The organism is Granulicella rosea, from assembly GCF_900188085.1.
GTDB classification, from domain to species: domain Bacteria; phylum Acidobacteriota; class Terriglobia; order Terriglobales; family Acidobacteriaceae; genus Edaphobacter; species Edaphobacter rosea.
Map to the genome: position 1 here is coordinate 1 of NZ_FZOU01000024.1, position 1005 is coordinate 1005.

Annotated in this window: 1 protein-coding gene; it reads left to right on the forward strand. The window is 56.0% G+C overall.

What is annotated here, in order from left to right; translation table 11 throughout:
- Positions 1–10: 10 nt before the first annotated feature.
- On the forward strand, positions 11–1005 hold a 995-nt coding region (locus CHB87_RS21705; RefSeq protein ID WP_142988488.1), incomplete at its 3' end, for an ATP-binding protein.

The following is a 1005-nucleotide window of genomic DNA, read 5'->3' on the forward strand; positions in this document are numbered from 1 at the left end:
GGAGACAGGCATGGCAACGAATGACGAACGGATTGTCACGCTCAATGTTCAAGAGGACTTTGCGGAGAAACTGACGACCGGGCGCCCGGTGCAGGCAATCGCCGAACTTATCTGGAACGGGCTTGATGCAGAGGCCACCTCCATCAAGGTTACCGCCGAGGATGGGCAAATCGGTCTTCAGTCGGTCACTGTGCAGGACAACGGGCACGGCATGACCTACGAGGAAGGGCTCAAGTTCTTCGAGAATCTGGGGGGCTCGTGGAAGAAGGCGAACAATCTCTCAAAGAATGGCGAGCGACATCTCCATGGAAAGGAAGGTCGTGGACGCTTGAGGGCTCTTGCGCTGGGCCGGGTTGCTGAATGGACATCTACGGCAAAAGACGCCAACGGAGATCTCCAAACTTTCACGGTCACTATCGTCCGCGACAACGTGAGAACTGCAAAGCTAATGGCTGCGTCACGGGCAGAGGAGGGTGCGAGACCTGGCACCCGCGTCCACATAAGCGAACTGGATAAGGATTGGCAACTTGATACCGATGCCGTCGCTCAAGAGTTTTCCGAGTTCTTTGCTCTATACATGACGGAGTATCCGGGACTTTCCATCTCGGTCGTCGGACGCACCATCGAACCGGCTGCCGCCATCGCTCTCTCAAAAAGTTTTTCCCTGAAACCAATCGAACGAAATGGCGAGTCTTTCCCCGCATCCTTGGACATAATCGAGTGGCAGTTGCCAACGGAGCGGATGCTTTACCTCTGCGATGAAGGCGGTCTCCCTCTTCATCGCGTTCCTCCGGGCATTCATGCTCCCGGCTTTGAGTTCTCCGCTTACCTCAAGAGTTCCTACAATTCAAGGCTGAGTCAGGAAGGAACGCTAGACCTAGCGGAACTCGACGCCGGCTTGGAGGGAGCGATTGAAGACGGAAAAGAGCAGCTCCGCTCGCACTTCAAGAGCCGTCTAGCGGAGGATACTCGCTCCCGCGTCGAACGTTGGAAGGAAGAGGCGGT